At 63.1% G+C, this 24,792-nt stretch carries 20 protein-coding genes and 1 pseudogene; 14 read left to right on the top strand and 7 right to left on the bottom strand.

The window, feature by feature from the left end; translation table 11 throughout:
- Positions 1-35 precede the first annotated feature (35 nt).
- The 8 genes from QN413_RS00550 to QN413_RS00515 all read left to right on the top strand — a co-directional run bounded on the left by QN413_RS00550 (position 36) and on the right by QN413_RS00515 (position 8,173).
- Positions 36-380, top strand: a complete 345-nt coding sequence (locus tag QN413_RS00550; protein WP_323494737.1) for a DUF805 domain-containing protein — start codon at positions 36-38, stop codon at positions 378-380.
- Positions 381-599: 219 nt separating this feature from the next.
- Entirely contained in the window at positions 600-1,907 is a 1,308-nt protein-coding gene (locus QN413_RS00545; protein ID WP_187054479.1) for an ABC transporter substrate-binding protein, read from the top strand.
- Between the two features lie 148 nt (positions 1,908-2,055).
- Positions 2,056-2,913: a sugar ABC transporter permease gene (locus QN413_RS00540; protein ID WP_323494736.1), complete on the top strand. Its 858-nt coding sequence runs from the start codon at positions 2,056-2,058 to the stop codon at positions 2,911-2,913.
- 9 nt (positions 2,914-2,922) lie between these two features.
- Complete coding sequence (locus tag QN413_RS00535; RefSeq protein ID WP_323494735.1) at positions 2,923-3,759, top strand: carbohydrate ABC transporter permease; 837 nt, start codon at positions 2,923-2,925, stop codon at positions 3,757-3,759.
- A gap of 16 nt (positions 3,760-3,775) precedes the next feature.
- The gene (locus QN413_RS00530; RefSeq protein WP_323494734.1) at positions 3,776-4,816 is read left to right on the top strand and encodes a sn-glycerol-3-phosphate ABC transporter ATP-binding protein UgpC; all 1,041 of its coding nucleotides are present in this window, start codon (positions 3,776-3,778) and stop codon (positions 4,814-4,816) included.
- Between the two features lie 49 nt (positions 4,817-4,865).
- Positions 4,866-6,254, top strand: coding sequence for a D-arabinitol 4-dehydrogenase (gene dalD, locus QN413_RS00525; RefSeq protein WP_323495008.1), 1,389 nt, complete (start codon positions 4,866-4,868; stop codon positions 6,252-6,254).
- Complete coding sequence (locus QN413_RS00520; protein WP_323494733.1) at positions 6,251-7,099, top strand: L-iditol 2-dehydrogenase; 849 nt, start codon at positions 6,251-6,253, stop codon at positions 7,097-7,099. Before dalD ends, QN413_RS00520 begins: the two co-directional genes overlap by 4 nt.
- Before the next feature lie 66 nt (positions 7,100-7,165).
- Complete coding sequence (locus QN413_RS00515; protein WP_323494732.1) at positions 7,166-8,173, top strand: AraC family transcriptional regulator; 1,008 nt, start codon at positions 7,166-7,168, stop codon at positions 8,171-8,173.
- Here the strand turns inward: QN413_RS00515 and msrA are convergent.
- The 5 genes and pseudogenes from msrA to QN413_RS00490 all read right to left on the bottom strand — a co-directional run bounded on the left by msrA (position 8,134) and on the right by QN413_RS00490 (position 12,190).
- Complete coding sequence (msrA, locus tag QN413_RS00510) at positions 8,134-8,949, bottom strand: peptide-methionine (S)-S-oxide reductase MsrA (RefSeq protein WP_323494731.1); 816 nt, start codon at positions 8,947-8,949, stop codon at positions 8,134-8,136. The two genes, QN413_RS00515 and msrA, sit on opposite strands and share 40 nt — an antisense overlap.
- A pseudogene (locus tag QN413_RS00505) lies at positions 8,949-10,277 on the bottom strand (cytochrome c biogenesis protein DipZ); the annotation flags it as partial. The pseudogene QN413_RS00505 and the gene msrA, both read right to left, overlap by 1 nt.
- 45 nt (positions 10,278-10,322) lie before the next feature.
- Positions 10,323-10,607 carry a pentapeptide MXKDX repeat protein gene (locus tag QN413_RS00500; RefSeq protein ID WP_323494729.1) on the bottom strand — a complete coding sequence of 95 codons (285 nt, stop codon included), beginning with the start codon at positions 10,605-10,607 and terminating at the stop codon, positions 10,323-10,325.
- Between the two features lie 108 nt (positions 10,608-10,715).
- The gene (locus QN413_RS00495; RefSeq protein ID WP_323494728.1) at positions 10,716-11,507 is read right to left on the bottom strand and encodes a molybdopterin-binding protein; all 792 of its coding nucleotides are present in this window, start codon (positions 11,505-11,507) and stop codon (positions 10,716-10,718) included.
- Complete coding sequence (locus QN413_RS00490; RefSeq protein ID WP_416352111.1) at positions 11,504-12,190, bottom strand: cytochrome b/b6 domain-containing protein; 687 nt, start codon at positions 12,188-12,190, stop codon at positions 11,504-11,506. The genes QN413_RS00495 and QN413_RS00490 overlap by 4 nt, the downstream gene beginning before the upstream one ends.
- Before the next feature lie 98 nt (positions 12,191-12,288).
- Between QN413_RS00490 and QN413_RS00485 the strand changes: the two genes are divergently transcribed.
- Complete coding sequence (locus QN413_RS00485; protein ID WP_323494726.1) at positions 12,289-13,011, top strand: response regulator transcription factor; 723 nt, start codon at positions 12,289-12,291, stop codon at positions 13,009-13,011.
- Positions 13,008-14,561 (top strand): sensor histidine kinase, encoded by a 1,554-nt coding sequence (locus QN413_RS00480; protein ID WP_323494724.1) that lies wholly within the window; start codon positions 13,008-13,010, stop codon positions 14,559-14,561. The genes QN413_RS00485 and QN413_RS00480 overlap by 4 nt, the downstream gene beginning before the upstream one ends.
- Positions 14,562-14,651: 90 nt before the next feature.
- Here the strand turns inward: QN413_RS00480 and groL are convergent, their stop codons facing one another.
- Both groL and groES read right to left on the bottom strand, forming a co-directional pair.
- Positions 14,652-16,301 (bottom strand): chaperonin GroEL, encoded by a 1,650-nt coding sequence (groL, locus tag QN413_RS00475; RefSeq protein WP_187054492.1) that lies wholly within the window; start codon positions 16,299-16,301, stop codon positions 14,652-14,654.
- Between the two features lie 29 nt (positions 16,302-16,330).
- Positions 16,331-16,621, bottom strand: coding sequence for a co-chaperone GroES (gene groES, locus QN413_RS00470; protein ID WP_187054493.1), 291 nt, complete (start codon positions 16,619-16,621; stop codon positions 16,331-16,333).
- A 257-nt stretch (positions 16,622-16,878) separates the two neighbouring features.
- Here groES and QN413_RS00465 point away from each other — a divergent pair, with 257 nt between their 5' ends.
- From QN413_RS00465 to treS, 4 genes are all read left to right on the top strand, one after another.
- Positions 16,879-17,208: a hypothetical protein gene (locus QN413_RS00465; protein ID WP_323494723.1), complete on the top strand. Its 330-nt coding sequence runs from the start codon at positions 16,879-16,881 to the stop codon at positions 17,206-17,208.
- Positions 17,209-17,381: 173 nt separating this feature from the next.
- Positions 17,382-19,331: a 1,4-alpha-glucan branching protein GlgB gene (glgB, locus tag QN413_RS00460; RefSeq protein WP_323495007.1), complete on the top strand. Its 1,950-nt coding sequence runs from the start codon at positions 17,382-17,384 to the stop codon at positions 19,329-19,331.
- Entirely contained in the window at positions 19,303-21,414 is a 2,112-nt protein-coding gene (locus tag QN413_RS00455) for an alpha-1,4-glucan--maltose-1-phosphate maltosyltransferase (protein WP_323494722.1), read from the top strand. The genes glgB and QN413_RS00455 overlap by 29 nt, the downstream gene beginning before the upstream one ends.
- A 21-nt stretch (positions 21,415-21,435) precedes the next feature.
- Positions 21,436-24,777: a maltose alpha-D-glucosyltransferase gene (treS, locus tag QN413_RS00450; RefSeq protein WP_323494721.1), complete on the top strand. Its 3,342-nt coding sequence runs from the start codon at positions 21,436-21,438 to the stop codon at positions 24,775-24,777.
- Positions 24,778-24,792 lie beyond the last annotated feature (15 nt).

Below are 24,792 nucleotides of genomic sequence, written 5' to 3'. Positions count from 1 at the left end.
GTTTTCCCATGGGACTACAAAGAGGAGTTAGCCGAATGAATATCCAGGAATCTGTTCGCACGTGCTTCACCAAGTTCGCCGATTTCACGGGTCGTGCTTCGCGATCCGAGTATTGGTGGTTCGTCCTCGTGTATCTGATCGCCTTGTTTGTCGGCGCGCTGATTCACCGCTTCGTGCAGGGCTTGGTGGTGCTGGTGTTCATCGTCCCGATCATTGCAGTCGGCGCGCGCCGCCTCCACGACATCGGCAAGACCGGCTGGCTGATGCTGCTCGGGCTGATTCCGCTCGTCAATTTCGTCCTCCTGTATTTCACGGTGCAGCCGTCGCAGCCTGAGACCAACCAGTGGGGCGCTCCGCCCACCACGGTACCGGTCGTTTAGGCGCTCGAAACTTGCATCCTCCAAAGGCCGCCTTGCGCGGCCTTTTTCACGTCGCCAGGGTCAAACTACATCCTGTATTGCTCGAATCAGGGAATCCACTAGCCAATCAATGCATGAAAGTACCGGATGTGGCAATCGAAGTACCAAAGCCGCAATCCGCAATCTACAGAATCCTTCCCACAGCGATCGGTGGTCGCTGATCACAACAGGAGACTATTCATGAAGCGTTTTGCCAAAGCGGGCCTCGTCCTCGCACTCACCGCTGCCGGGTTCGCCCATGCCGCCACGGAATTGGTCATTGCCACCGTGAACAACGGCCACATGATCGAAATGCAGAAGCTCACGCCGTTCTTCGAGAAGGCAAACCCCGACATCAAGCTCAAGTGGGTGACGCTCGAAGAAGGCACCCTGCGCCAGCGCGTGACCACCGACATCGCCACCAAGGGCGGCCAGTTCGACGTGATGACCATCGGCCTCTATGAAACACCGATCTGGTCGAAGAAGGGCTGGCTCAAGCCCATCGCCACCGACGCGGCATACGACGTCGACGACCTGCTGCCCGCGATTCGCAGCGGCCTCTCGACCGACGGCAAGCTGTACGCCGCACCGTTCTACGGCGAGAGCTCGATGCTGATGTACCGCAAGGACCTGGCAGACAAGCTCGGCATCAAGATCTCCGACAACCCAACGTGGACCGAAGTCAGGGCGTTCGCCGACAAGGCCAACGACCCGAAGGCGGGTGTGTACGGCATGTGCCTGCGCGGCAAGCCGGGTTGGGGCGACAACATGGCCTTCCTGACCACGCTGGTGAACACCAACGGTGGCCAGTGGTTCGACATGAAGTGGAAGCCGCAGATCGACACCAAGCCCTGGCATGACGCCGTCACTTTCTACGTCGACATGATGAAGAAAGACGGCCCTCCTGGCGCGTCGGCCAACAGCTTCAACGAGAACCTGGCGCTGTTCAACGAAGGCAAGTGCGCTGCCTGGGTCGACGCGACCATCGCGGCATCGTTCATCAGCGACCCGAAGCAGTCGAAGGTGGCCGACAAGGTCGCCTTCGCGCAGGCACCGACCGCCACGACGCCCAAGGGCGCCAACTGGCTCTGGTCGTGGAACCTCGCCATCCCCGCCAGCTCGAGCAAGGATGAAGCTGCGCAGAAGTTCATCAAGTGGGCAACGTCGAAGGACTACATCAACCTGGTCGCCAAGGAAACGGGCTGGGCTTCGGTGCCGACCGGCACGCGCAAGTCGACCTATGCCAACCCTGAATTCCAGAAGGTGGCCAAGTTCGCAGAAGCCGAGAAGAAGGCCATCGACACCGCCAACCTGACCGACAGCACGCTGCCGAAGTCACCGTACGTCGGTGTGCAGTACGCGGCGATTCCGGAGTTCCAGGCGATCGGCGTGGCTGTGGGCCAGCAGATGAGCGCGGCACTGTCGGGCAAGGTCACTGTCGACCAGGCGTTGAAGACATCGCAGACCGCGGCCGAGCGTGAGATGAAAAAGGGCGGCTACTACAAGTAGTCCGTTTTCATCCCCTCTCCTCGCGGGGAGAGGGCCAGGGTGAGGGGGCATCGGCGCATCCACATTAACAGTGGTCTATGTCGCTCTCCCTCACCCCAACCCTCTCCCGCAACGGGAGAGGGGGCAATCACCAGCGAGGAATACAAAAATGAAAAGAATACTGCCGCGCGCCCTCATGGCGCCCGCCGTGCTCACGCTCTTCCTCTGGATGATCGTGCCGCTGTTGATGACGTTGTACTTCTCGTTCGTCAACTACAACCTCATGCAGCCGGGCGAGCGCACCTTCGCCGGCATCGAGAACTTTCACTACTTCGTGACCGACCCCGACTTCTGGCCGGCGGTGTGGAACACGCTGATGCTGATCGGCAGCGTGATCATCATCACGGTGGTGGGCGGGGTGCTGCTGGCCATGCTGGTCAACGAGCCGTTTCCCGGCCGCGGCATCGTGCGCGTGCTGCTCATCTCGCCGTTCTTCGTCATGCCCGCGGTCAACGCGCTGCTGTGGAAGCACATGATGATGAACCCGATCTACGGGGTCCTGGCCGATCTGTGGCGCTTCTTCGGTGCGACGCCGGTCGACTGGCTGACGGACGTGCCGCTGTTCTCGATCATCATCATGGTGGCATGGCAATGGCTGCCTTTTGCCTGCCTGATTTTCATCACATCGCTGCAGTCGCTCGACCGTGAACAGATGGAAGCCGCGCGCATGGACGGCGCGACCGGGCCGCAGCGATTCTTCTATCTGACCATCCCGCATCTCGGCCGCCCGATGGCGGTGGTGATCATGATCGAGATGATCTTTTTGCTCGGCATCTTTGCCGAAATCGCCATCACCACCAATGGCGGCCCGGGCAATGCGAGCACGAACATGACTTACATGATCTTCAAGCAGTCGCTGATGAATTTCGACGTGGGTGTGGCCTCCGCCGGTGCGCTGTTCGCGGTGGTGTTCGCCAACATCGTGGCCGTGTTTTTGATTCGCATCATCGGCAAGAACCTGGACTGAGAGGCAAGCATGCAAGCCACCAAACCCCCCAGCAATTTTCTGCCATTGACGTTGCGTACCGTCGGTGCGTGGGCCGTCACGCTGATCCTGTTCTTTCCGCTCGGTTGGCTGTTTCTCACGGCCTTCAAGACGGAATTGCAGGCGATCCATGTGCCGCCGCTGTTCGTCTTCGAGCCGACGATGGACAACTTCTCCGAAGTGCAGCGTCGCAGCGACTACCTGCTGTATGCGCGCAATTCGCTCATCACCAGCCTCGGTTCGACCCTGTTCGGCCTGTTGATCGCGGCGCCGGCCGCGTATTCGATGGCGTTCTTCCGCACCAAGCGCACGCGCGACATCCTCATGTGGATGCTGTCGACCAAGATGATGCCGGCGGTTGGCGCGCTGATGCCGATCTATGTGCTGGCGCAAGCCTCCGGTTTGCTGGATTCGCTGACCGCGCTGACCGTCGTGTTCACGCTGTCCAACCTGCCGATCATGGTCTGGATGCTCTACACGAACTATAAGGACATCCCGCCCGAGATCCTCGAAGCCGCCCGCATGGACGGCGCCGGCATCTGGAAAGAATTCCGCTACGTGGTGCTGCCGCTGTCGGTCGGTGGGCTTGCATCAACGGGCCTGCTGTGCCTGGTGCTGAGCTGGAACGAGGCCTTCTGGGCCCTCAACCTGGTGTCGGCCAAGGCCGGCACGCTGGCCACGCTGATCTCGCAGTACTCCAGCCCCGAAGGCCTGTTCTGGGCCAAGCTGTCTGCCGCCTCGTTGATGGCCATCGCGCCGATCGTGGTGTTTGGCTGGTTCAGCCAGAAACAACTCGTCCAAGGCCTGACCTTTGGCGCGGTGAAGTAATCAAGGAGACAAATCAATGGCCTACCTCGAACTCAAGAACATCAAGAAAAGCTTCGACGATGCGCACATCATCAAGGGCGTCGATCTCGAAATCGCCAAGGGCGAATTCATCGTTTTCGTCGGGCCCTCGGGCTGCGGCAAGTCGACGCTGCTGCGGCTCATCGCAGGGCTCGAACCCATCACCAGCGGCAGCCTGATGCTCGATGGCAAGGACATCACCTACACCGCGTCGGGCAAGCGCGATCTGGCGATGGTGTTCCAGAGCTACGCGCTCTATCCGCACATGAGCGTGTACGACAACATGTCGTTCGCGCTCAAGCTGGCGGGTGTGTCGAAAGACGTGATCAAGAGCAAGGTCGAGCACGCGGCGAACACGCTCAACCTTACCCAGTACCTGCAACGTACGCCCAAGGACCTGTCGGGCGGGCAGCGTCAGCGTGTCGCCATCGGGCGCGCGATCGTGCGGGCACCCAAGGTCTTTTTGTTCGACGAGCCGCTGTCCAATCTCGATGCAGCGCTGCGCGGCAACACGCGTGTCGAGATCCACAAGCTGCACGTGGCGCTCGGCGCGACCACGATCTACGTCACGCACGACCAGGTCGAGGCGATGACGCTGGCCGACCGCGTGGTGGTGCTGCGCGACGGGCTGATCGAACAGGTCGGCTCGCCGCTCGACCTGTACGACCGGCCGGCCAACCAGTTCGTCGCGCAGTTCATCGGCATGCCGTCGATGAACATGGTGGCGGCCGCCGCGATCCCGAGCTTCTCGTCGCAGACCGGTGGACGTTTGCCGCAGGACGGTTTCCTCGGCGTGCGCCCCGAAGGCTTGCGTGTGCATCCGGGCCGTGGCGCGGCACCGGGCGGCGTGTCCGGCCGCGTCGACCTGATCGAAGCGCTCGGTGCCGACACGTTGATTCACGTCGACGTGGGTGGCGTACCGCTGATCGCTCGCCAGAACGAACGCACGCCGCTGCGCGTGGGCGACGAGGTCGGCGTCGAGCTCGATCCGTCGGTGCTGCATCTGTTCAACAAAGAAGGCCGAACGGTTGCCGCATGAGGCACCAAACGCAAAGGACATCGTGACCACCAGTGAACCCGATCGGGTAATTCTTCATCTTGGGCTCGGCTCGTTTCATCGGGCGCATCAGGCTGTGTACCTGCAACGCCTCATAGAGGTCGGCGACACGCAATGGTCGATCACCGGCGCCAACCTGCGCGGCGACTTGGCCCCGGTGCTCGATGCACTGCAGGCGCAGGGCGGCAGCTACACGCTGGAGACGGTGTCGCCCGCGGGCGAGTATCGCTACGAGCGCATCGAATCGATTCGCAAGGTGTTGCCGTGGGAGCCGACGCTCGCTGCGGTGATCGCCTGCGGCGCTGCACCGGCCACGCGCATCGTCTCTTTCACGGTGACCGAGGCGGGCTACTACCTGGACCCGAAGGACAAGCTCGACCTGTCGTTCACCGACTTGTCGGGCGATGTCGAGCGGGCACGCAAGGGCGAAGCGGGGCAAACCATCTACGGCGCGCTCTGCGCCATCCTGCGGGCGCGCAAGGCCGCCAATGCAGGGCCTGTCACGCTGCTCAACTGCGACAACCTTCGCCACAACGGCGAGCGCTTTCGGGCTGGCCTGCTGGAATTCATCGGCATGACCGGCGACGACGCGTTGCTGCAATGGGTGCGAACGAACACGACTTCGCCCAACGCGATGGTCGACCGCATCACGCCGCGCCCGCCGCCAGAGTTGCGCGACCGGGTGAAAGCGGCGACCGGCTGGGACGACGCCGTGCCTGTCACCGGAGAGAGCTTTATCCAGTGGGTGGTCGAAGACGACTTCATTGCGGAGCGGCCCGACTGGGGTCGCGTCGGCGTGCAACTGGTCGATTCGGTGGCGCCTTATGAAGAGGCCAAGATCCGCATCCTCAACGCGACGCACAGTTGCATCGCCTGGGCCGGCACGCTCATCGGGCTCGACTTCATCCACGAAGGCACGCACGACGCGGCGATCCGCAAGATGGCATTCGACTACGTGACCGACGACGTGATTCCGTGCCTAAGTTCGCCGACGTCACCGGGGCCGATCGATCTGCCGGCGTACCGCGATGTGGTGCTCGACCGCTTCGGCAACCCTGCCATCCGCGACACCAACCAGCGCGTCGCGATGGACGGCTTCTCAAAGATACCCGGCTTCATCGCGCCGACGGTGCGTGAGCGGCTGGCGGCGAGCGAATCAATCGACAGCGTGGCCATGTTGCCGGCGCTGTTCCTCGCTTTCTTGCAGCGTTGGCATCGCGGCGTGCTGCCGTACGAGTACCACGACCAGAGCATGGATGTGGCGGCGGCGCATGCTTTGTGCGACGCGGTCGACCCGGTCGAGACGATGTGTGCCGATGTAGCGCTGTGGGGCTCGGCGGCGAGCGACGCGCGGCTGGTGGATGCGGTGCGCGGTGCCAGCGAAAAAGTGACGCGCTTCGTCGAAGGCGCACCGGCATGACCGCAGTCACAGGCGCCATCGACGCCATCGCTTCGACGGCTGCTACGACCGCCGCGAGGAGCGGCAGCTTCGTGGGTCGGCATATCGTTTTAACGGGCGCAGGCGGCGGCATCGGCCTCGCCGTGGCACAAGCATTCGCGGCCGAAGGCGCTCTCTGCAGCGTGGTCGACCGATCGCCGACCGCCTCCGACGAGGCCGCCGCGTTGCAACAGTCGCATCCCGCACAGATTCACTATGTCGGCGCCGACGTGACCGATTCGCGCGCCATCGCCGACATGCTGGCCTCCGCCACGCAGTGCTTCGGCCCGGTGCACACGCTCTTCAACAACGCGGCGCTGTTCGACCTGGCACCGCTGCTCGACAGCGACGAGGCCTCGTTCGACCGCCTGTTCGCAGTCAACGTCAAAGGCATGTTCTTCGTCATGCAGGCCGTGCTGCGGCAGATGGTCGAAGGCGCTACGCCGGGCGCGTCGATCATCAACCTGGCGTCGCAGGCCGGCCGCCGTGGCGAGGCGCTGGTGTCGCACTACTGCGCCACCAAGGCGGCCGTCATCAGCTACACGCAGAGCGCCGCACTGGCGATGGCGCCGCACGGCATTCGCGTCAACGCGATTTCGCCGGGTGTGGTCGACACGCCGATGTGGGCGCATGTCGACAGCCTGTTCGCCAAGGCCGAAGGCTTGCCGCTCGGTGAAAAGAAGCGACGCGTCGGGCTCGAAGTGCCGCTCGGCCGCATGGGCAAGCCGGGCGATATCGCCGGCGCTGCGCTGTTCCTGGCGGGCGAGGCGGCGAGCTACATCACGGCGCAAACCTTGAATGTCGACGGTGGTAACGTCATGAGCTGAACGGTTTTTCCGTTCTGCTCCAGCCTTCGCTCGTCACTGCTTCATGCCCGCTTTCCCGACTGCTCGATGACCGCCGCACGCCAACGCCACTTGCCTCGCCACCGCGAGCCGGAGATGGAGCGCGACTTCGCGCGCTCACCGGCGCTCGGCTACGAGGCGCCTGACGAAAGCGGGTTGGTGCGCTGCCTTGCGCACGGCTTTCCGAGCCCGCTGGTGCGATGGCATTTTCATGAAGAGTACGAGCTGCATCTGATCACCGAGACGTCGGGCAAGGCCTTCGTGGGCGACTGGATCGGACCATTCCAGCCCGGCCATCTGGTGCTGTGCGGGCCCAAGCTGCCGCACAACTGGATCTCGCTCGATGCGCCGGAAGGTGGTGCGGCCGGGCGCGATCGCGTCATCCAGTTTCGGCACGAGCCGATCGAACGTGCGGCGGTTGAAATTCCTGAATTGCGCGAGGTCATGCACCTGCTTGACCGCGCGCGCAACGGCATCGAATTTTTCGGCATGTCGGAGCGTGCGCGGTTGCATTGGGATCACATCAAGGCGTCGCGCGGTGTGCGGCGCTTCGGCGTGTTTTGCGACTTCATGGCCGACCTGTCGCAGTGCACCGACTACCGCTTGCTGTCGAGCGTTCAGATGCAGGGCGTCGAGGGCGATGCCGAGGTCGACCAGATCAACGGCATCGTCAACCGGATCACCGCCAACCTGGCCGAGCCGATTGCGATGTCGGATGTGGCGGCTGAACTGGGCATGAGCGAGAGCAAGTTCAGCCGGTTTTTCCGGCGCTCGACCGGCAACAGCTTCACCGATTTCGTGAACCGCGTGCGCATCAACAGCGCGTGCCACCTGCTGATGCAGACCGACCACTACGTGACCGACATCTGCTACCAGGTCGGCTTCAACAATGTGGCCAACTTCAACCGGCGCTTTCTGGAAATCAAGGGCATGACGCCCAGCGAATTCCGGCGGCAGGCCGATCACCGCTTCGGCGGATCGACGGTGCCGTTGAATGCTCTGGCACCACCGAGTCTTCAGGCGCCCACGCCGACCAGCACCGGCGTCGCGCGGTAGCGGTCCGGAAACACCTTCCTCAGGTTCTCGATTTTCGGTAGGTCGTTGAAGACGATGTACGGCTGATTCGGATTGCGCGTCAGGTAGTCCTGGTGATAGCCCTCCGCCGGAAAGAAGGCTTTTTGCGTTTCGATGGTCGTGGCGATCGGACCGCCGAAGGTCTTGGCCGCGTCGAGTTGGGCGATATAGGCCTTGGCGACGCGCGCCTGCTCGGGCGATTGCGCGAACACGGTCGAGCGGTATTGCGTGCCCCGGTCCGGCCCCTGGCGATTGAGTTCGGTCGGGTTGTGCGCGACCGAAAAGTAGATCTGCAGGATGCGGCCGTAGCTGATTTGCTTGGGGTCGTAGGTGATGCGAACGGCTTCGGCATGGCCGGTGCTGCCCGAGCCGACCGACTCGTACCTGGCCGTCTTCTCGTCCCCGCCGGCATAGCCCGACACTGCGCTCGTCACGCCCTTGACGTGCTGAAACACGCCCTGCACACCCCAGAAGCAGCCACCGGCGACAACGGCCGTTTCGGTGCCGGTAGCAGACGCTGCGGCGGCACTCGCAGCACTCGCAGTACTCGCCGCATCGTCGGTCGGTGCTGGAATGACGACCGCATTCTCGGCAGCGAACGAAGGCACTGCCTTCCAGAGTGCTGCGCCACCGAGCAATGCCACCGCGGAAAGCAGCGTGCGGCGTGCCAGCACCGAGCGTGTTGCCGATGCGGATGTGGCGGCGGAGACGGCGGAGACGGTTGCTCTGGCCTGATGGTTCGATTGTTTGTTGTTCATACGGGTTTCGCGTCCTTTCGTGCTTCTTCCAGCAATTGCTGAATAACCTGTTCCGACTTTTCGTATTCGCCTTCGCCGAAGTGGTGAAAGCGAATGCGGCCTTTGGCATCGACGAAGTAATGCGCCGGCCAATAATTGTTGTTGAAGGCGCGCCAGATGGCAAAGCTGTTGTCGATCGCAACCGGGAAAGTCACGTCGAGCTCGCTCACCGCACGCTTCACATTGTTGATGTTTTTCTCGAATGCGAACTCGGGTGCATGCACGCCGACCACAACGAGCCCTTGGTCTTTGTACTTGCGATTCCATTCGCGCACATAGGGCAGGGCGTTGCGGCAGTTGATGCAGCCGAAAGTCCAGAAGTCGACCAGCACCACCTTGCCGCGCAATTGCTCGGCCGTGAGCGGTGGCGAGTTGAGCCATTCGACGGCGCCTGAGAAGCTCGGTAACGCGCCTTCGTCAGGCAGCGAGAGCGGGGCGAACCGCGGCACGGCGGGCGCCTGCACCTTGATGAAGGCAGCGCGGTCGTTTGCAGTGGGGGGACGGGCAGCATCCGATGTCTGGTCGAGCGCCGCGTGCGGCCGCAGGCGCTCCAGCAAGCCACGCTCGATCGACGCACCGCCGCTGCCCGACGAGAGCTGCGCGAGCACGCCGGTGTCGAGGCCGAGCGACACCGCTGCAACGCCGGCCAGCACCGCGACGCCCAGGCCTTTGCGCAACCATTCGCCAGCGCCGATCGTCCGCTTGAGGAAGGCGAACACGCGGCCACCGAGCAGCAATGCGGCGGCAAGCGACGTCATGGCGCCGGCTGCGTAAGCCAGCAACAAAAGCGAGGTGTGAACGGTGGGCCCTTGCAGCGCTGCACCGGTGAGGATGAGCCCGAGCACCGGTCCGGCGCAGGGCGCCCACAGGAGGCCGGTTGCCACGCCGAGCAGCAGCGAGGGCACGACGGGGCTGCGTACGCCGCCGTCAGATGCGACGCGCTGGTTTTGGCTGCGCGTCGCCGAATTCAATAGTCCGGAGCCGAGCGCGACCAGCGGCCGCGTGACGCGCTCCGCAAGGCGAGGCGCGATCAGCATCACACCCATGACCCCGAGCAGCACGATGGCCGCCATGCGTCCGTATTCATTGGCCTCGACGGCCCAAGCGCCGGCTACCGCACCGAGCGACGCGACGCCTGCGAAAGTCAGCGCCATGCCGACGAGCAGCGGCAACCCGCTCTTGACGAAAGGCTGGTCGACCCGCGCGAAGACGAAGGGCACCACGGGCAGGATGCAGGGCGCCAGGATGGTCAGCGCTCCGCCCAGATAGGACAGGATGAAATAGATCATGGGATCCTCAGGTTGGCGAAGCGCTGTCGGGAAAGGCTGGAACGCTTACTTCTTCATCTCATCCTTGCCCATCGAGTCTTTCTTCATGCCGTCTTTGGCCATGCCGTCCTTCGCCATCGAATCCTTCTTCATGCCGTCCTTTGACATCGAGTCCTTCGTCATGCCGTCCTTTGACATCGAGTCCTTCGTCATGCCGTCCTTGGCCATGGAGTCTTTGCTCATCGAGCCCTTGGCCATGCCGTCGTCCTTTTTCATTTCGTCGGCGGCAAAGGCCGAGACGGAACCGATGGCCATGCAGGTGGCGATGAGTGCTGCGGAGAATTTGTTCATTTAAGTTGTCCTTCGAGTGAGTCGTTTGAAAAATAGAGAAGATAAAAATGGCGCGGTTCGAAATGAACTCGGCCTTGCGCTTCAGTAGCGCTGAGCCCTTCCGGGGGCTCAACTGCCGCCGAACCAGTTGTAGCCCTGGTCTTCCCAATAGCCGCCAGGGTAGGTGTTGGTAACGAAAATCGCCTTGATGTGTTTTGGGTTTTTGTAGCCCAGCTTGGTGGGCATCCGCAGCTTCATCGGGAAGCCGTATTTGGGGGGCAGTGGTTGGCCGTCGTAGGTCAACGTGAGCAGCGTCTGCGGATGCAGCGCGGTCGGCATGTCGATGCTGGTGTAGTAGTCGTCGGCGCACTTGAAGCCGACGTACTTGGCGCTCGTGTCGGCGCCGATGCGCTTGAGGAAATCGGCGAAGTGCACGCCGCCCCACTTGCCGATCGCGCTCCAGCCTTCGACGCAGATGTGCCGCGTGATTTGGTCTTGCTGCTGCATGGCGCGCAACTCGGGCAGCGTCCACTGGCGCTTGTCGGCGACCATGCCGGTGACTTCGAGCTTGTAGCTGGCCTCGTCGACTTCGCGGATCTCGTCTTCGCCGTAGTAGGCGTTGAACGGAAACGGCCGCGTGATCATCGAGTCCGGATAGGTCGGCGCCAGTTGCGTCGGGTCGAAGATGAGTCCTTGCACCCTGTCGTTAAAGCGCGAGATGGTGGTGAGCGCAGCGTCGACGCCGGCGTTGTCGGTGATGCTGCAGCCTGTGAGCAGCGACAGGCCGCCGAGCGTGAGCGTGCGTTGCAAAAAGGCGCGGCGCGCAGGCTGCTCGATGCGGCGGCCAATGAGCTTGCGGGCTTCGGCGAGGGCAGCGTCGGCATCGACGTTGTGCAGGGCTGGGCGTTTGAGAATGTTCATGCGGCTTCTCCGTTGTTGGCGGCTTCGCTTGTTGTCTTGCCTGCCGAGTTACCGGCATCTCCGCCGGCCCCGGCACGGCCGCTCAGCATCGTGAGCAAGGTCTTCGGCACCAGCGCGACCATCACCAGATGCACCGCGACAAAGCCCACCAGCAACGCCATCGCGACGAAGTGAATGCGGCGGGCCAAGTCATAGCCGCCCAGCAGATCGCGCAACACCGCGAATTGCACCGACTTCCAGAGCACCAGGCCCGACAGCAGCAGCACGGTGATGTCGAGCATCACGAAGAGGTAGGCGAAACGCTGCACGCTGTTGTAGTGGCGCGGGTCGGCGTGCGACAGCTTGCCGTGCAGCGCGGCAAGCCCATCGCGCACGATGCCTCCGACTGAGAGTGGAAAGAACTTGCGGAACAGCCGACGGCTCACGATGTTGAGCGAGAGGTAGACGAGGCCGTTGGCGGCCAGCAACCACATCGCCGCGAAGTGCCACTGCAAAGCGCCGCCGAGCCAACCGCCGAGCGTGATCGCGCCGGGAATCTCGAACGGAAAGAACGGCGCCGCGTTGTAGATGCGCCAGCCGCTGGTCACCAGCATCAGCACGGCCAGCGCATTGAGCCAATGCGTGATGCGCATCCAGACCGGGTGAATCGGCTTGAACTTCGGGGTGACTGAATCGCTTTGCATGGCTGGCATTCTTGGCCGTACCCGTTGGCCGATTCATCACGAAGAGTTCAATTAATCGTGATAACTCCCGCGGCCATATCGCGGGACAATCCGACGACATGGAAACTGCCAAACGCGTGCTGATCGTCGAGGACGATGCCCATATCGCCGAGCTGCTGCGCATGCATCTGCACGACGAGGGCTATGCCGTGACGCACGCCGCCGACGGCCATGCCGGCATCCGCGAACTGGAGCGCGGCAGCTGGGACGCATTGATCCTCGATCTGATGCTGCCCGGCGTCGACGGCCTCGAGATCTGCCGCCGCGCCCGCGCCATGACGCGCTACACGCCGATCATCATCACCAGTGCGCGGTCCAGCGAAGTGCATCGCATCCTCGGCTTGGAGCTGGGCGCCGACGACTACCTCGCCAAGCCTTTCTCGGTGCTGGAGCTGGTGGCGCGGGTGCGGGCGCTGTTGCGGCGCACCGAGGCGCTGGCGCGCAATGCACGCATGGAGTCGGGCCGGCTCGATCTCGGCAACCTCGGCATCGACCCGGTGGCGCGCGAGGTGCAGGTCGACGGCAAGCCGATCGAGCTCACGCCACGCGAGTTCGATCTGCTCTATTTCTTCGCGCGCCACCCCGGTCGCGTGTTCTCGCGGCTCGATCTGCTGAACCAGGTGTGGGGCTACCAGCACGATGGCTACGAGCACACCGTCAACACGCACATCAACCGGCTGCGCATGAAGGTCGAGGCCGACCCCGCGGCTCCGCGGCGCATCCTGACCGTGTGGGGCCGCGGCTACAAGCTGGCGGCGGATGTCGAGGAGGCCGCCGCATGACGCGCTCGACGCCCTCCGGGTGGTCGATGCCGTCGAGCCTGTCGACGCGTCTGTCGATCGTCTTTGCGGTGCTGCTGCTGGCGTGCTTCGGCGTGTCGGCCTGGCTGCAGATGGCGGGCAGCGAACGACACGAGCAGGAAGTGACGCAGCGCCTGTCGATCGGCCTGGCCGCGCACATCGCCGGCAATGCCGAGCTGATGAAGCGCGACGGCCTCAACCCGTCGGCCGTGCACGAGCTGTTCGACCAGCTGATGGCGGTCAACCCGAGCGTCGAGGTCTATTTGCTGGACGCCGAGGGGCGCATCGTCGGACAAGCCGCGCCGCCGGGGCATCTAAAGCACGACCGCGTCGACCTCGGCCCGGTAAAGCGCTTGCTGGCGGGCGCCGCATTGCCGATTCTGGGCGACGACCCACGCGGCGGACTGGAAGGACAGGATGTGTCTGGGGCACAAGGCGTGCAACCCTCGCGGGGCGGCCGCAAAGTCTTCAGCGCTGCACCGTTGAAGGTCGATGGCCGCGATGCAGGCTATGTGTACGTCGTGCTGTCCGGCGAAGACCGCGAAGCCCTGGTCGCGAACCTGGGCGCCGGCAACGTGCTGCGAACGACGCTGTGGTCGATGGCATGGGTCGCTTTGCTCGGCCTCATCGCGGGGCTGGTCGCCTTCCGGCTCATCACGCGGCCGTTGCGCCAGCTGACCGACGCCGTGCAACGCTTCGAGCGCGATGGCGTCGCAGCCATCGATCCTGCAACGCCGGCCTTCGCACAGGTCGCACGCGGCGACGACGAGATCGCCACGCTCGGCAAAGCCTTTCAGAAGATGACGCTGCGCATCGCCGAGCAATGGCGCGAACTCACCGCGCTGGACCAGCAGCGCCGCGAACTCTTCGCCAACGTCTCGCACGACCTCCGCACGCCCCTGACCTCGCTGCACGGCTATCTCGAAACCCTGCTGATGAAGGCCGACACGCTGGCGCTGGCCGACCGGCGCCGCTATCTCGAGATCGCGCTCGGCCAAAGCCGCAAGGTCGGCCGCCTGGCGCAGGAATTGTTCGAACTGGCGCGGCTCGAGTCCGGCGTGGTCAAGCCCGACAAGGAGAGCTTCGCGCTGGCCGATCTGGTGCAGGACGTGTTCCAGAAGTTCGAGCTCGCCGCGGAAGCACGCCGTCAGCGCCTGGTGCCGCAGATTGCGTCCGGCCTGCCGGTGGTCACGGCCGATCTGGGAATGATCGAACGCGTGCTGACCAACCTGCTCGACAACGCGATCCGCCACACGCCAGAGGGCGGCGAGATCGTCGTGCAATTGCGGCCCGCCGAAGCGGGGGAGGATGGTGTGGCCGGCGTACAGGTCGAGATCAGCGACACCGGCCCCGGTATCCCCAAAGAGCTGCAGCCCGTCCTTTTCACCCGCCCTGCCTTCTCGTCGTCCGGCGGCCGCAGTGGCGGCCTCGGCCTGATGATCGTCCGCCGCATCCTGCAACTGCACGGCAGCGAAATCCGCCTGCTCCCCCAACCCGGCAAAGGCGCAGTCTTCGCCTTTCAGCTCAGCTAAAAAACGAACGAAAAAAGGCCCGCACGAAGCGGGCCTTTTAGTTGGTGAGGTGCCGCAGCGGACACGAAGTGCCGCCAGCCTCCGGGGGGATCACATGCCCATGCCGCCCATGCCGCCCATGCCGCCCATGTCAGGCATGCCGCCGGCGCCGGCTTCGTCCTTCGGTGCATCGGCGACCATGGCTTCGGTCGTCAACAGCAGCGAAGAAACCGACGCTGCGTTTTGCAGTGCAGTGCGGGTGACCTTCGTCGGGTCCAGGATGCCCAGCTCGAGCATGTCGCCGTACGTGTCGTTTTGTGCGTTGAAGCCGAAGTTGCCCTTGCCGGCCAACACAGCATTCACGACCACGCTGGCTTCGCCGCCGGCGTTGTTGACGATTTCGCGCAGGGGCGCTTCGACGGCCTTCAACACCAGCTTGATGCCGGCGTCCTGGTCGGCGTTGTCGCCCTTGATCTTGTCGCCGACAGCTTGCTTGGCGCGCAGCAGAGCCACGCCGCCGCCAGCCACGATGCCTTCTTCGACTGCAGCGCGGGTGGCGTGCAGTGCGTCTTCGACGCGAGCCTTCTTTTCCTTCATTTCGACTTCGGTGGCAGCGCCGACCTTGATCACTGCAACACCGCCGGCCAGCTTGGCCACGCGCTCTTGCAACTTTTCACGGTCGTAGTCGCTGGTCGCTTCTTCGATCTGAACGCGAACTTGCTTCACGCGAGCTTCGATGTCTGCAGCAGCGCCGGCACCGTCGATCAGGATGGTGTTTTCCTTGCCGACTTCGATGCGGGCAGCCGAGCCGAGGTCGGCCAGGGTCACCTTTTCGAGCGTCAGGCCGACTTCTTCAGCGATGACCTTGCCGCCCGTCAGGATGGCGATGTCTTCGAGCATGGCCTTGCGGCGATCGCCGAAGCCAGGTGCCTTGACAGCCACGACTTTCAGGATGCCGCGGATCGTGTTCACGACCAGAGTAGCCAGGGCTTCGCCTTCGACTTCTTCGGCAATGATCAACAGCGGACGGCCCGACTTCGCGACTTGTTCCAGCGTAGGGAGCAGGTCACGGATGTTGCTGATCTTCTTGTCGTAGAGCAGAACGAACGGGTTTTCCAGAATCGCGGATTGCTTTTCAGGGTTGTTGATGAAGTAAGGCGACAGGTAGCCGCGGTCGAACTGCATGCCCTCGACGACGTCGAGTTCGCTGTCCAGGCTCTTGCCGTCTTCGACGGTGATGACGCCTTCTTTGCCGACCTTGTCCATCGCGTCAGCGATGAGCTTGCCGATGGTTTCGTCGCTGTTGGCCGAGATCGAGCCGACTTGTGCGATTTCTTTCGACGTGGTGGTGGGCTTCGATGCCTTCTTCAGCTCGGCGACCAGGGCCGTGACAGCCTTGTCGATGCCGCGCTTCAGGTCCATCGGGTTCATGCCGGCCGCGACCAGCTTGAAGCCTTCGCGAACGATGGCTTGAGCCAGAACCGTAGCGGTCGTGGTGCCGTCACCCGCGTTGTCCGAAGTCTTGGAAGCCACTTCCTTCACGAGCTGGGCGCCCATGTTCTGGAGCTTGTCCTTGAGTTCGATTTCCTTGGCGACGGACACGCCGTCCTTGGTCACCGTGGGGGCGCCGAACGAACGCTCGAGCACGACATTGCGGCCCTTGGGGCCCAGGGTCACTTTGACTGCGTTGGCCAGGATGTTGACACCCTCGACCATGCGCGCGCGGGCTTCACCGCCGAAGACTACGTCTTTTGCTGCCATGTTTATTTACTCCGATGAGATGGGGTTGATTACTTCTCGACGACTGCGAACAGGTCGTCTTCCTTCATGACAAGCAGCTCGTCGCCATCGACCTTGACGGTCTGGCCGCTGTACTTGCCGAACAGAACGCGGTCGCCGACCTTGACGCTCATGGCGAGCAGTTCGCCCTTGTCGGTCTTCTTGCCCGGGCCAACGGCCAGCACTTCACCCTGATCGGGCTTTTCGGCAGCGTTGTCGGGGATCACGATGCCCGAGGCAGTCTTGGTTTCGCTTTCAATGCGCTTGACGATCACACGATCGGCCAAAGGACGAAGTTTCATAGCATCTCCTGAATAGAAACGGGTTTGGTTTGAGGGTGCCGGACCGAACGGCTGGCTGCCCAATCGACTGGAGGTGAGCGCTGTTAGCACTCGTCCTCAGCGAGTGCTAATGATAAGGGCATTCGTTCAGGTTTCAAGGGCGGATGTAAGCCGATGTAGGCGGCTTCTGGCGTGGGCTCGCGCTGTTGACCACGCCATATTTGTGCGTCGCCTGCACGAAAGTCGTGCGTCATCGAACAATAGACAGGAGACGACAAATGGACTTCGAAGGCATTTATTGCTTCGACACGGCCTCGGTGCGCTTTGCGTTCTATCCGGACGGCGACGACGGCGCCCGTATCCTCGGGCTGGTTTCAGAACAGACTTTACGGGACGTTTGCGGTGCTCGTGATGGCAGCAGCGAAAGCTTGCTCGCAACTTGCCGCAGTCACTTCAGCCTGATCCGGGACAAGGCGATCGAACTGTATTTCGCCGATCCCTCACGTGCAGTGGTGCTGACGACGGGCGACTTCGCTCTCCCGGCAATCCCGGCAATGCAGGCGTCGATGGTTTCATCACAAGCAGCCGGCGCTGCAGCCGGGGCCTGAACAAACAGCGCGCGCCGCATACGCGCTTCTCTCTGACACGCGAAGGCGCCCGGTGCCCTTCGCGGCGCTCGCCTTTGACCCAACAATGGCCTTGAACTTGCGGTCGTTGTCGTCGATTCTCGGCCATCGATCATCGATTGAACGCAGCGAAAGTGTCCCTCGTGATTCCAGAAATCCGATCTCTCCATACCCAACCCGTCGATTCCCAATCCTCTGGTACCCAGTCTCGCCAGGCTCAGGACGCCTATCTTTTTCGCGAGGGCACCCATGCTCGGCTCTACGATCTGTTGGGCTGCCATGTGAATCCTCAAGGCGGCGCGTCGTTCGCGGTCTGGGCGCCCAACGCTGAGTCCGTCTCGCTTATCGGCGACTGGAACTACTGGTCCGGCGATGCCGATCCGCTGCAACTGCGCGACGACGGCACCGGCATCTGGCAAGGCTCGGTAGCAGACGCGCAGCCGGGCCAGACATACAAGTACCGCATTCGCTCGCGTGTCAACGGCTATGTCGTCGACAAGGCCGATCCGGTCGCGTTCTATGCAGAGCACGCGCCCGCTACCGCATCACGCATCTGGTCGATGGACTACGAATGGAACGACGACGCGTGGATGACATCGCGCGGCGCTCGCAATGCGCTTGACGCGCCGATGTCGACGTATGAGTTGCACCTGGGCTCATGGCGCCGCCACGATGGCGAGTTCCTCGGCTACCGCGAAATCGCGCGTCAGCTCGCTGAATACATGTTGAAGATGGGCTTCACCCATGTGGAATTGATGCCGGTCACCGAGCACCCGTTCTATGGTTCATGGGGCTACCAGACCACCGGCTACTTCGCGCCGACCTCGCGCTTCGGTACGCCGCAAGACTTCATGTACCTGGTCGACCATCTGCACCAGAACAACATCGGTGTGCTGCTCGACTGGGTGCCTTCGCACTTTCCGACCGACGAGCACGGGCTGCAGTATTTCGACGGCACGCATCTGTTCGAACATGCGGATCCGCGCCAGGGCTTTCACCCGGAGTGGAGTTCGAGCATCTTCAACTACGGGCGCAACGAGGTCCGCAGCTTTCTGACGTCGTCCGGCCTGTTTTGGCTCGACAAGTACCACCTTGATGGATTGCGCGTGGACGCGGTCGCGTCGATGCTCTACCTCGACTATGCGCGGAAAGACGGGGAGTGGATTCCCAACAAGTTTGGTGGTCGCGAGAACCTCGAGGCCATCGAGTTCTTGCAAACCCTGAACCGCGCGGTGTACCGCGAATTCCCCGATACGGTGACCATCGCGGAGGAGTCGACTGCCTGGCCCAACGTCTCGCGCCCCACCGACATGGACGGCCTCGGCTTCGGCATGAAGTGGAACATGGGCTGGATGCACGACGACCTGGCCTACATGAAGGAAGACCCGGTCTACCGCAAGTACCACCACGGCCAGATGACGTTTTCGCTGGTGTATGCCTTCAATGAAAACTTCGTGCTGCCGCTCTCGCACGACGAGGTGGTCTATGGCAAGGGCTCGCTCATCAACAAGATGCCGGGCGACCCTTGGCAGCAGTTCGCCAATCTGCGCGCGCTGTTCGGGTTCATGTGGGGACACCCTGGCAAGAAGCTGCTTTTCATGGGCGGTGAATTCGGCCAGCGCCGCGAATGGACGCACGACGGTGAGCTCGAATGGTGGTCGACGTCGCTAGAGGGCCACTCAGGCCTGCAACATTTCGTGGCCGAGCTCAACCGGGTGTACCGTGGCACGCCTGCGCTGTACCAACTCGACTTCAGCGCCAACGGTTTCGAGTGGATCGCGGCCGACGATGCGGATGCCAGCGTGTTCGCCTTCTTGCGCAAGGCGCACGATGGCACCGCTCCGGTGCTGGTGGTGAGCAACATGACGCCACTGCCCCGGACCAACTATCTGCTCGGCGTGCCGTTGGGTGGGGAGTGGCGCGAAGTGATCAACAGCGATGCCGGCGAATTCGGCGGCGCAGGATGGGGCAACCTGGGTGGTGTGGAGTCGTCGCCGGTGCGCTCTCATGGCCGGCCGCATTCTGTTTGCCTGACCTTGCCACCCCTTTCGACCCTTATTTTCCAATACGTGCCCCATGCAAAAAAAGCCAGCACCGCCCACTGAGGTCGCCGCAGTTTCCGAGACCGCCAAAGCGGCGCAGTCGACACCCGCAGCCCATCTTTCCTTGCCTTCAGACAGCGGCGGCGAGGGCCGCGTCCGTGCGGTCATCGATGCTGTGTTGCCCGCCGTCGATGCCGGCCGCTTCGCCATCAAGTGCGTTGCGGGCGACCTGGTGAAGATCACCGCGCATTGCTTCACCGACGGGCACGACGTGGTGCGCGCGATGCTGCGCTGGAGCGCGGATGCCGGTGATGGTGCGCGTGATTGGCACGAGGTACCGATGAAGGCGCTGGTGAACGATGTGTGGGAGGCCAGCTTCGCGCCGCCGTCGATAGGGCGCTTCGTCTACACGGTGGCGGCATGGGTCGACCCGTTCGAATCGTGGCATCACGAGATGACGCGTCGCATCGAGCCCGAAGACATCCGCATCGCGTCGCAGGTCGGCGCCATGGACATCATCGCCGCAGCGGCGCGGGCGCAGGTTGCGGACCGCGACACGCTCTTGCGCTGGGCCAAGGCGCTGCAGACCGCGGCGCTCGACGCTGACCACGACGCCAACGCACTCAAGGCCCTGGCGCTCGACGAAACGCTGGGCGAGTTGGCCGGCCGCTATCCGGACCGTCGCTTCGAGACGCGCTACGCCACCGAGCTGCCGCTCTTCGCGGATCGCAAACGCGCCCGCTTCAGCAGCTGGTACGAGCTGTTTCCGCGCTCTGCCTCGCCGGAGCCCGGTCGCCACGGTACCTTCAAGGATGTCGAGGCGCGGTTGCCAGCCATCGCCGAGATGGGTTTCGACGTCTTGTACTTTCCGCCGATCCATCCGATCGGGCGCACGCAACGCAAGGGCAAGAACAACGCTCTCGTCGCGGGTAAAGACGATGTCGGCAGCCCGTGGGCCATCGGTGCCGCGGAAGGCGGTCACAAGTCGATCCTGGCGGAACTGGGCACGCCGGACGAATTCAGGCAACTGGTGCATAAGGCGGCAGGCCTCGGCCTGGACATCGCGCTCGACATCGCCTTTCAATGCGCCCCCGACCATCCGTACGTGAAGTCGCATCCGGCCTGGTTTCGCTGGCGTCCGGACGGCACGGTGCAGTACGCCGAGAACCCACCCAAGAAGTACCAGGACATCTACCCGTTCAACTTCGAGAGCGACGACTGGCGCGCGATGTGGGTCGAGTTGAAGAGCGTATTCGATCACTGGATCGGCGAGGGCGTGAAGATCTTTCGCGTCGACAACCCGCACACCAAGGCGTTTCCGTTTTGGGAGTGGGCCATCGGCGAGGTCAAGAAGGAACATCCTGAAGTACTGTTCCTTGCCGAGGCTTTCACGCGGCCCAAGGTCATGCATCGACTGGCCAAGCTGGGCTTCTCGCAGTCATACACCTACTTCACCTGGCGCAACAGCAAGCAGGAGCTGACCGAGTACTTCATCGAACTGTCGACGGGCCCGGGCAGCGATTATTTCCGCCCCAACGTGTGGCCCAACACGCCCGACATCCTGCACGAGCAATTGCAGGGCGGCGAGGCGTCGCTCTACATGATGCGGCTGGTGCTGGCGGCCACCTTGTCTGCCAACTACGGCATCTACGGACCGGCCTACGAACTGCGCGACCACTTGCCCCGCAATTCTGGAAGCGAGGAATACCTCGACTCCGAGAAGTACCAGTTGCGTACCTGGAACCACGACGATGCGCAGAGCCTCGCGCCCTTCATCGCGCGGGTGAACCGCATCCGGCATGACAACCCAGCCCTTCAAGCCGACCGCAGTCTGCGCTTCTTGCCGGTCGAAAACGATCAGCTCATCGCCTATGCCAAAGAGTCCGAAGACGGGAGCAATGTGATCGTGACCGTGGTCAACCTCGACCGTTACAACGTGCAGTCGGGCTGGATCGGTCTGGACGCGGCGTCGATTGGCGTGGAGCCCGGCGAGTCGTTCCAGATGCACGACCTGCTGAGCAACCAGCGCTTCATCTGGCAGGGTGAATTTCACTTCGTCCAGCTCGACCCGCACGCAGTTCCCGCACATATTTTCGTGGTCCGTCGGCGCAGTCGCACCGAGCGTGATTTCGACTATTTTCTCTAGACTCCAAAAGCCTCGACGCCCATGAACGCACCCGTGCCCGCCCTTGCCCTCGAGACACCGGAGATCGACATCAGCGACGATCCGCAGTGGTATCGCGATGCCGTGATCTACCAGCTCAACGTCAAGGCGTTTTTCGATACCAACGACGACGGCGTCGGCGACTTCAAGGGCGTGACGGCCAAGCTCGACTACGTCAAGGATCTGGGCGTCAACACGATCTGGCTGATGCCGTTCTATCCGTCGCCGCTGCGGGACGACGGCTACGACATTGCCGGATACGACGATGTGCATCCGCAGTACGGCACGCTGGCCGACTTCCGCGAAATGATGGCCGAGGCGCACAAGCGCGGCCTGCGCGTCATCACCGAACTGGTCATCAACCACACGTCCGACCAGCACCCCTGGTTTCAAGCCGCGCGCAATGCGCCGCCCGGCTCGCCCGAGCGCAACTTCTACGTGTGGAGCGACACCGACCAGATCTATCAAGGTACCCGGATCATCTTCACCGACACGGAGAAGTCGAACTGGACCTGGGACCCGGTCGCCAAGCAGTTCTTCTGGCACCGTTTCTTCAGCCACCAGCCCGACCTCAACTTCGACAACCCGGCGGTGATGGAGGCGGTGCTGAAGACCATGCGCTTCTGGCTCGACATGGGGGTCGACGGGTTCCGGCTCGACGCCATTCCCTACTTGGTGGAGCGTGACGGCACCAGCAACGAAAACCTGCCCGAGACGCACGCGGTCATCAAGCAGCTGCGCGCGGCAATCGACGCCGAATACAAGAATCGCTTCTTGCTGGCCGAAGCGAACATGTGGCCCGAAGACGTGCGCGAATATTTCGGCGACGGCGACGAATGCCACATGGCGTACCACTTCCCGTTGATGCCGCGCATGTACATGGCGATCGCGCAGGAAGACCGGCATCCGATCGTCGAAATCATGCAGCAGACGCCGGAGATTCCGGAAGGCTGCCAGTGGGCCATCTTTCTGCGCAACCACGACGAGCTCACGCTCGAAATGGTGACCAGCAAAGAGCGCGACTACATGTACACGATGTACGCCGCCGACATGCGCGCGCGCATCAACCTGGGCATTCGGCGCCGCCTCGCGCCACTGATGGAAAACGACATCGATCGCGTCAAGCTCATGAACGGCATGTTGCTGTCGATGCCGGGCTCGCCGATCATTTATTACGGCGATGAAATCGGCATGGGCGACAACGTGTTCGTCGGCGACCGCAACGGCGTGCGCACCCCGATGCAATGGAGCCCCGACCGCAATGCCGGTTTCTCGCGTGCCGACCCGCAGCGGCTGTATCTGCAGCCGATCATGGACGCGATGTACGGATACGAAGCGCTCAACGTCGAGGCGCAGGCGCGCGATAGCAGCTCGCTGCTCAACTGGACCAAGCGCATGCTGGCGGTGCGCAAGACCAGCTTCGCCTTCGGCCGCGGCAAGCGCATTTTTTTGAAGCCGGGCAACCGCAAGATCCTCGCGTACCTGAGCGTCCACGAAGACGAAACGCTGTTGCACGTGTTCAACCTGTCGCGCGCTGCGCAGCCGGTCGAGCTCGATCTGTCGGCCTATAAAACGCGCGTGCCGGTCGAGATGCTCGGCCGCACCTCGTTCCCGCCCATCGGCGAGCTGCCTTACATGCTCACGCTGCCGTCGTTCGGCTTCTACTGGTTCCGTCTGGCGAGCGATGCCGCGATGCCGAGCTGGCACCAGGAAGAGGTGGCGCTGCAAGACCGGCCGACGCTCGTGCTGTTCGACGGCTGGACCAGCTTTTTCCGGGAGCGCGTGATGCCGTGGCGCATGGGCATGGCCGACCGCATGCGCGTGCAGTTCGAGACCGACACGCTGCCGCGTCACATCGAAATCCAGCGCTGGTATGCGACCAAAGGTACCGCCGTGTCGCGCGCCAGGCTGGCCGACTACGCTGTCTGGGAGATGCCGGGGTCCAGCTGGATGCTGCCCATCCTGAAGCTCGACGGACCGCCGGACGACGACACTTATTTCATGCCGCTCGCGCTGGCATGGGAAGACACTGAAGAAGAACGCGTCATGCGCCTGACGCCGGCCGCACTCGCCAAGATCCGGCAACAGGCCAATGTCGGCGTCATGGCCGATGCGTTCTACGACGAGCCTTTCTGTCGCGCTTTGGTGCAGGCGATCGAGGTCGGCAAGGAACTGACCACCGTCGGCGGCAAGATGAAGTTCAGCGCTACCGCCGCCTTCAAGGCTGCCAACATCGACGTGCGCGAGATGCCGGTGTCGCGCCCGAGTGCGATGAGCAGCAATACCGTCGTCACGCTGGACGACACCCTGTTCCTGAAGGGCTATCGCCGGCTGCGCGAGGGTGTGAACCCCGAGCTTGAGATGGGTCGTTTCCTGACCGATGTCGTGCACTACCCGAACTGCGTTCCCGTGCTCGGCGCACTTGAATATTTCGGCACCGATGGCCGCGTGATGACGCTGGCGCTGGTGCAGTCGCATGTGCAGAACCAGGGCGACGGCTGGGACTACACGCTCGGCTATCTCGAACGCTATCTGGAAGAGTTGCGTACCGCGGGCGCTGCAGCCGGCGAGGAGCTATCGACGGTCAAGGCGCATGGTGGTTTCCTGGCACTGGCTGCGATGCTGGGCAAGCGCACGGCTGAGCTGCACCTGGCATTGGCCACGCGCACCGGCGATGCAGCCTTCGATCCCGAGCCGCTGGCGGCGGCGGACGTGGCCGGCTATCGCGACCGCGCCGTCGCCGAATCGAACGGCACCCAGGCCTTGCTGCGCGAACGCATCGGGCAGCTGCCGGCATCGGTTCAGGTGTATGCGCAGGCATTCCTGTCGAGCGGTGCGGCCCTGCACACACGGCTCGCTGCAGCGCACGGTGCCTCGCAGGTCGGCGGTATCAAGACGCGCTACCACGGCGACTACCACCTGGGGCAGGTGCTGGTCACGGCCAACGACTTCGTCATCATCGATTTCGAGGGCGAGCCGGCCCGCACCTTCCAGGAGCGGCGCGCCAAGGGCTCGCCACTGCGCGACGTGGCCGGCATGCTGCGGTCGTTCAACTACGCACGCTGGTCGGCACTGCGCCGCATCGCGCAGACCGCTGAAGAGCTGGAGCGGCTCGAGCCCGACGCCAAGGCCTGGGAATCCGCAACGCGCGATGCCTTTTTGCAATCGTATACGGCGACCCTGTCCGGCAAGGGCGCGGCATCGATCGATATCGAATTGCTGCGCCTGTTCGAAATCGAAAAGGCGCTGTACGAGCTGCGCTACGAACTCAACAATCGCATCGACTGGGCTCAGGTTCCGCTGCAAGGCGTGCTGGCACTGATCGACTCGAACGCCGCGCGCTGAGGCGCGTTCGTTCCT

The sequence above is a fragment of the Variovorax sp. LG9.2 genome (assembly GCF_035018885.1).
Classification (GTDB): domain Bacteria; phylum Pseudomonadota; class Gammaproteobacteria; order Burkholderiales; family Burkholderiaceae_C; genus Variovorax.
The sequence above is the reverse complement of the archived record's forward strand: the minus strand, read 5'-3'. Positions and strand labels throughout refer to the sequence as shown.

Excerpts from the sequence above, each read along its gene's own strand:
- QN413_RS00550 (WP_323494737.1), top strand. The coding sequence starts at position 36 with ATGAATATCCAGGAATCTGTTCGCACGTGCTTCACCAAGTTCGCCGAT.
- QN413_RS00545 (WP_187054479.1), top strand. The coding sequence starts at position 600 with ATGAAGCGTTTTGCCAAAGCGGGCCTCGTCCTCGCACTCACCGCTGCC.
- QN413_RS00540 (WP_323494736.1), top strand. The coding sequence starts at position 2,056 with ATGAAAAGAATACTGCCGCGCGCCCTCATGGCGCCCGCCGTGCTCACG.
- QN413_RS00535 (WP_323494735.1), top strand. The coding sequence starts at position 2,923 with ATGCAAGCCACCAAACCCCCCAGCAATTTTCTGCCATTGACGTTGCGT.
- QN413_RS00530 (WP_323494734.1), top strand. The coding sequence starts at position 3,776 with ATGGCCTACCTCGAACTCAAGAACATCAAGAAAAGCTTCGACGATGCG.
- QN413_RS00520 (WP_323494733.1), top strand. The coding sequence starts at position 6,251 with ATGACCGCAGTCACAGGCGCCATCGACGCCATCGCTTCGACGGCTGCT.
- QN413_RS00515 (WP_323494732.1), top strand. The coding sequence starts at position 7,166 with ATGACCGCCGCACGCCAACGCCACTTGCCTCGCCACCGCGAGCCGGAG.
- msrA (WP_323494731.1), bottom strand. The coding sequence starts at position 8,949 with ATGAACAACAAACAATCGAACCATCAGGCCAGAGCAACCGTCTCCGCC.
- QN413_RS00500 (WP_323494729.1), bottom strand. The coding sequence starts at position 10,607 with ATGAACAAATTCTCCGCAGCACTCATCGCCACCTGCATGGCCATCGGT.
- QN413_RS00495 (WP_323494728.1), bottom strand. The coding sequence starts at position 11,507 with ATGAACATTCTCAAACGCCCAGCCCTGCACAACGTCGATGCCGACGCT.
- QN413_RS00490 (WP_416352111.1), bottom strand. The coding sequence starts at position 12,190 with ATGCAAAGCGATTCAGTCACCCCGAAGTTCAAGCCGATTCACCCGGTC.
- QN413_RS00485 (WP_323494726.1), top strand. The coding sequence starts at position 12,289 with ATGGAAACTGCCAAACGCGTGCTGATCGTCGAGGACGATGCCCATATC.
- QN413_RS00480 (WP_323494724.1), top strand. The coding sequence starts at position 13,008 with ATGACGCGCTCGACGCCCTCCGGGTGGTCGATGCCGTCGAGCCTGTCG.
- groL (WP_187054492.1), bottom strand. The coding sequence starts at position 16,301 with ATGGCAGCAAAAGACGTAGTCTTCGGCGGTGAAGCCCGCGCGCGCATG.
- groES (WP_187054493.1), bottom strand. The coding sequence starts at position 16,621 with ATGAAACTTCGTCCTTTGGCCGATCGTGTGATCGTCAAGCGCATTGAA.
- QN413_RS00465 (WP_323494723.1), top strand. The coding sequence starts at position 16,879 with ATGGACTTCGAAGGCATTTATTGCTTCGACACGGCCTCGGTGCGCTTT.
- QN413_RS00455 (WP_323494722.1), top strand. The coding sequence starts at position 19,303 with ATGCAAAAAAAGCCAGCACCGCCCACTGAGGTCGCCGCAGTTTCCGAG.
- treS (WP_323494721.1), top strand. The coding sequence starts at position 21,436 with ATGAACGCACCCGTGCCCGCCCTTGCCCTCGAGACACCGGAGATCGAC.